This window comes from Paraburkholderia sp. 22099, from assembly GCF_052045835.1.
In the GTDB taxonomy this organism is placed as follows: Bacteria; Pseudomonadota; Gammaproteobacteria; order Burkholderiales; family Burkholderiaceae; genus Paraburkholderia; species Paraburkholderia terricola.
On record NZ_JBQEPU010000068.1, the window covers coordinates 1 to 5,398 of the forward strand.

Annotated in this window: 1 protein-coding gene; it reads left to right on the plus strand. The window is 69.3% G+C overall.

Features of this window, described 5'->3' with window-relative positions:
- Positions 1–5,398: amino acid adenylation domain-containing protein (locus tag ACTJLC_RS31580; RefSeq protein WP_440846386.1), on the plus strand; the 5,398-nt coding region annotated here is incomplete at both ends.

Consider the following 5,398-nt stretch of genomic DNA (forward strand, 5'->3'; position numbering starts at 1 on the left):
CGCAAGGCACGCAAGACACGCAAGACACGCAAGACACGCAAGACACGCAAGACACGCAAGACACGCAAGACACGCAAGACACGCAAGGCACGCAAGCCCCGCAAGCCCCGCAAGCCCCGCAAGCCCCGCAAGCCACGCAAGCCACGCAAGCCCCGCAAGCCCCGCAAGCCACGCAAGCCACGCAAGCCACACAAGCCACACAAGCCACACAAGCCACGCAAGCCACACAAGCCGAACCCATCCCGCTATCCGCGTCCCAGCAAAGCCTTTGGTTCCTGTGGAAGCTCGATCCCGAGAGCGCTGCGTACCACGTGAACGGTGCGCTGCGTTTCGACGGCCGACTCGACGTTAACGCTCTGCGCGCCGCATTCGCCGCGCTCGGCGATCGGCATCCGGCGCTGCGCATGCGTTTCGCCGAAGTCGTGGGCGTGCCCTATCAGCGCATCGAAGCCGCGAGTCTCAACGACATCCGCCTACTCGACCTGCCGAGCACAGAAAACACGACCGAAACCGCGACCGAAAACACGCCCCACGACGAAGCCCTCGCCGCATGTCTCGCCGCGCTCGTGCGCGCACCGTTCGACCTCACCGCCGAGCCGCCCGTGCGCGCGACGCTGATCCGCGTCGCCGCCGATCGCCACGTGCTGCATCTGGTGCTGCATCACATCATCAGCGACGACTGGTCGGTCGGCCTTCTGTTCGCGGACTTCTCGCGCCTGTATCGCGAATATTGCGCATCGGACGACGCCGCGTCGATCGACCATCTCACGCACGATGCGAATTTCGCCACCGCATCGGCGGCGGCTTATCGCGAACTGATCGCGGCGCGCGCCGCGCAACTGACGCCCGAGCGCGAGTCCGCGCAACTCGACTGGTGGCGCGCCGCGCTCGCCAGCGACAGCGACTCCGCCGCGACGCTCGCGCTGCCCTACGACCGCGCACGTACCGGCACGCGCCGGGCACCGGGCGCGCGCCATCGCGCCCGCGTGCCGGCCGTCACCGTGAACGCGCTGCGTGCGCTCGCGGGCGCGCGTCACGCGACGCTGTTCATGACGCTCCTCGCCGCCTTCGACGCGTTGCTCTACCGATACTCGGGGCAATCCGACATCCGCCTGGGCGTGCCGCTCGCGGGCCGCGATCTGCCGGGCGCCGCGGACGTCGCCGGTTTCTTCGTCAACACCGTCGTGATTCGCACCGCGCCGCACGGCGAAATGCGCGCGGCGCAACTGATCGACGACATGCGTGAACGATTGCTGTGCGCCTACGCGAATCAGGACGTGCCGTTCGCGAGCGTCGTCAAGGCGGTGCAGCCCGAGCGCGATCCGACGCAGACGCCGCTGTTCCAGGTGCTCGTCAACCAGCAGCAGCGCCACGACCTCGGCGCATCGTTCGGAGAAGGATTGAGCGTGACGGTGCAGGACGTCGACAACGGCGAGGCTCAATTCGACCTGATGCTGAACATCGCGGAAACGGCCGGCGACGCGCTCGATCTGACGCTCACCTACGCGACCGATGTCTTCGACGCGTCGACCATCGAACGGCTTGCCCGCAATTTCACGGGGCTGCTGGAGCAATGGAGCGCGGCGCCGGATGCGCGGATCGCGTCGTTCGAATTGCCCGAGATTCGCGATGAAGCGGTGCGGCGTTTGCCTGCCGCGTTTGCCTATGAACCGGTGACGGCGCGCATCGCCGCGCAGGCGAGTGCGCGTCCTGACGCGATTGCGCTGGTCGATGGCGAGGAGCAGGTGACGCATGCGCAACTGGATGCGTGGTCGCGTGCGATCGCGCATGAACTGCGACGGCTCGGTGCGACGGCGGAAATGCGGGTCGGCGTCGCGATGCAGCGCTCGGCGGCGCTGGTTGCATCGCTCGTCGGCGTGCTGCGCGCGGGCGCGGCGTATGTGCCGCTCGATCCGTCGTATCCGGCGGAACGCCTTGAACATATCGTCAGTGATTCGCAGCTTGGTCTGATCGTGACGGATGCGGCAAGCGTCGCGCAGCATGCGGCGCTGTTCGGATCGCGGACCACGCTGGATGCCATGGCGTTGCGTGACACGGCATTTGATGCGGCGAACGATGCGTTCCCGCAGCCGCATCCGCAGCAGCTTGCCTACGTGATCTATACGTCCGGTTCGACGGGAACGCCGAAGGGCGTCGGCGTCACGCATGAGAACGTCGCGCGGCTGTTCGACGCGACGCAGTCGCGCTTTGCGTTCGGTACAAGCGACGTCTGGACGCTGTTCCACTCCTACGCATTCGACTTCTCGGTATGGGAAATCTTCGGCGCGCTGGTGCATGGCGCACGGCTCGTGATCGTGCCGCACTGGACCGCGCGCGAACCATCGGCTTTTCATGCGCTATTGCGCGACGAACGCGTGACGGTGCTGAACCAGACACCCTCGGCGTTCGCGCAGCTCACGCAGGCCGATGGCGAGAACACGCTCGACGCGCTGCGCGCGGTGATCTTTGGCGGCGAACGGCTGGAGCCGGCGTCGCTTGCCCGATGGGCGGAAGGCGCACGCCGCAGGGGCGTGCTGCCGGCGCTGGTGAACATGTACGGCATCACCGAAACGACGGTCCACGTGACGCATCGCGCACTGGACGAAGCCGCGCTGCGCGATGCGCGCAGCGTGATCGGCGCGCCGCTCGACGACCTCACGCTGCACGTGCTGGACGCGGACCTGAACCGCGTGCCGGCGGGCGCGGTGGGTGAGCTGTATGTCGGCGGCGCGGGTCTCGCGCGCGGGTATCTGGGACGCCCGGCTCTCACGGCGCAACGCTTCGTGCCGGACCCGTACGGCGCGCCGGGTGCGCGCCTGTACCGCTCGGGCGATCTCGCGCGACGGCTGAAGGACGGCGACCTCGAATACCTGGGCCGCAACGACGATCAGGTGAAGATCCGCGGTTTCCGCATCGAACTGGGCGAGATCCAGGCGGCGCTGCTGGGTCATCCCGACGTGCGCGATGCGGCGGTGGTGGTGTCGGATAGCGACAGCGGCGACCGGCGGCTCGTGGCCTACGTGGTGCCGCGGGGCGAAGCGGATGCCGGCGACGCGGCCCGCTGGCAGACCTGGCTGAGCGCCCGTCTGCCCGCGCACATGGTGCCGTCGTCGTATGTGGAACTCGCGCGTTTTCCGCTGACGCCGAACGGCAAGCTCGACCGTCGCGCGTTGCCCGCGCCTGAAGCCGTGACGAAGGCCACGCTGGCCGTCGCGCCGTCGACGCCCGCCGAGGCCACGTTGCTCGCTGTGTGGCGCGCCGTGCTGCGACGTGACGACATCGGCGTGACCGACAACTTCTTCGTGATCGGCGGCGACTCGATCCTGAGTCTGCAAATCGTCTCGAAGGCGCGCGATGCCGGCCTGCACGTCACGCCGCGCATGGTGTTCGAAGCGCCGACCGTGCAGCAGCTCGCGCGCGCGGCGCGACCGGTGTCGGCCTCGACCTCGACATCATCCGCCGTGACGGAACCGCTAACGGAGACGAGCGGCCCCGCATCGTCGGATCTGTGGCGCGCGCTCGGCCTCACGCCCGAGCATATCGAGGACGTTTATCCCGCGACGCCGCTGCAAGGCGGCCTGCTCTATCACACGCTCGCCGAGCCGGGGCAGGGCGCGTATCTCAACCAGATGCGCGCGACGCTGTCCGGTTCGCTCGACGTCGCCGCGATGCAAGCCGCGTGGCAGGCCGCGCTCGAACGTCACGCGATTCTGCGCACGGGGTTCGCGTGGCAGCACGGCGGCGCGGTGATGCAGATCGTCCATCGCAAGATCGCGTTGCCGTTCCAGACACACGACTGGTCCGCCGCGCCGGATTACGACGCGCGTCTCGCCGACTGGCGCGCGCGCGATCTCGCCGACGGCATCGCGCCCGACGCCGCGCCGCTGATGCGCGTCGCGTTCTTCATTCGCGATGCGCGGACGGCCGACCTCGTGTGGACGCACCACCATCTTCTGCTCGACGGCTGGAGCGTGTCGCTGCTGTTCGCCGAAATTCTGCGCGACTACCGGGCGCGCACGAGCGGCGCGGCGGCGACGTTCGAAGCGGCGCCGCCGTATCGCGGTTACGTCGACTGGATTCGCGAGGCGGCTGACGATCCCGCGACGCAAGCATGGTGGCGCGCGTGGGCCGCGCGCGTCGACGATCCGGCGACGCTGACCGCGAGCCTCGGCGCACCGCGCGCCGCGGAGCCCGGCGCGCATGCGCGGCGCCGCGCACTCGACGACACGCTCGTCGCTCGCTTGCAGGCGACGGCGCGCCGTCACGAGATCACGCTCAATACGCTGATGCAGGGCGCGTGGGCCGTGCTGCTCGCGCGCTATGGACATCGGCGCGGCGTCGCCTACGGCACGACGGTTGCGGGACGGCCGGCGCATCTGCCGGGCGTCGAGCGGATGCTGGGGCTGTTCATCAATACGCTGCCGGTGTGTGTCGACGTGGACGCGAGCGCGGACCTCGGCGCATGGCTGCGCAAGCTGCAAGGCGAGCTGACCGAACTGCGGCAGTACGAGCACACGCCGCTCGCGCGCGTGCAGCAGTGGACCGGGCGCAGCGGCGACGCGCTGTTCGACAGCATCGTCGTGTTCGAAAACTATCCCGTCGAAGCCGCGCGCGACGGCGATGCGAGCCTGAAGGTCGAGGCGATCGACTCGGTCGACCCGACGCATTACCCGCTCGCGCTCGCGATCATTCCGCGCAGGCAGACGGTCGCGCTCGAATGGGCGTGGGACGGCGAGCGGATCGATCGCGAGACGGTGGAGCGGATCGCGTCGCAGTATGAAGCGGTGCTGGCGCAGATGGCGGAGGGTGTGGAGCGGCGGGTGGGGTCGCTGACGTTGCCGGCGGGGTGTCCTGAGGTGGCGTTGCGGCGGTATCCGTTCGAGTCGCTCGGCGCGGCGCTGGCGGCGCAGGCGCGGCGCACGCCGGAGGCGGTGGCGCTGCGCTGCGAGGACGCGTCGCTCACCTATGCGCAACTGGATGCGTGGTCGGCGGCGCTGGCCGCGAAGCTGGTCGCGCGCGGGGTGGGCGCGGAGCGGCGCGTGGGCTTGTGCGTGACGCGCGGGCCGGCGCTGGTCGCGGCGCTGCTGGGCGTCATCCGCTCGGGCGGGGCGTTCGTGCCGCTGGATCCGGGGTATCCGGTGGCGCGTCTGACGCAGATGATCGGGGATGCGGGGATTGCCGAGGTGGTGGCGGATCGGGCGAGTGCGGAGCAGGTTGGGGAGGTGCTCGCGGGGTGTGAGGTGGTTGAGGTGGATTCGGTGCCGGAGGCTGTCACGGAGGGAGTCAGGCAGGGCGAGGTGGCTGGCGGCATCGACGCGGCAAGCCAACCTGGTGCGGCAAGCCGTGCTGATGCGGCGAACGACAGCGATGCCCAGCGCCGTATCAGCCTGGCGACGCA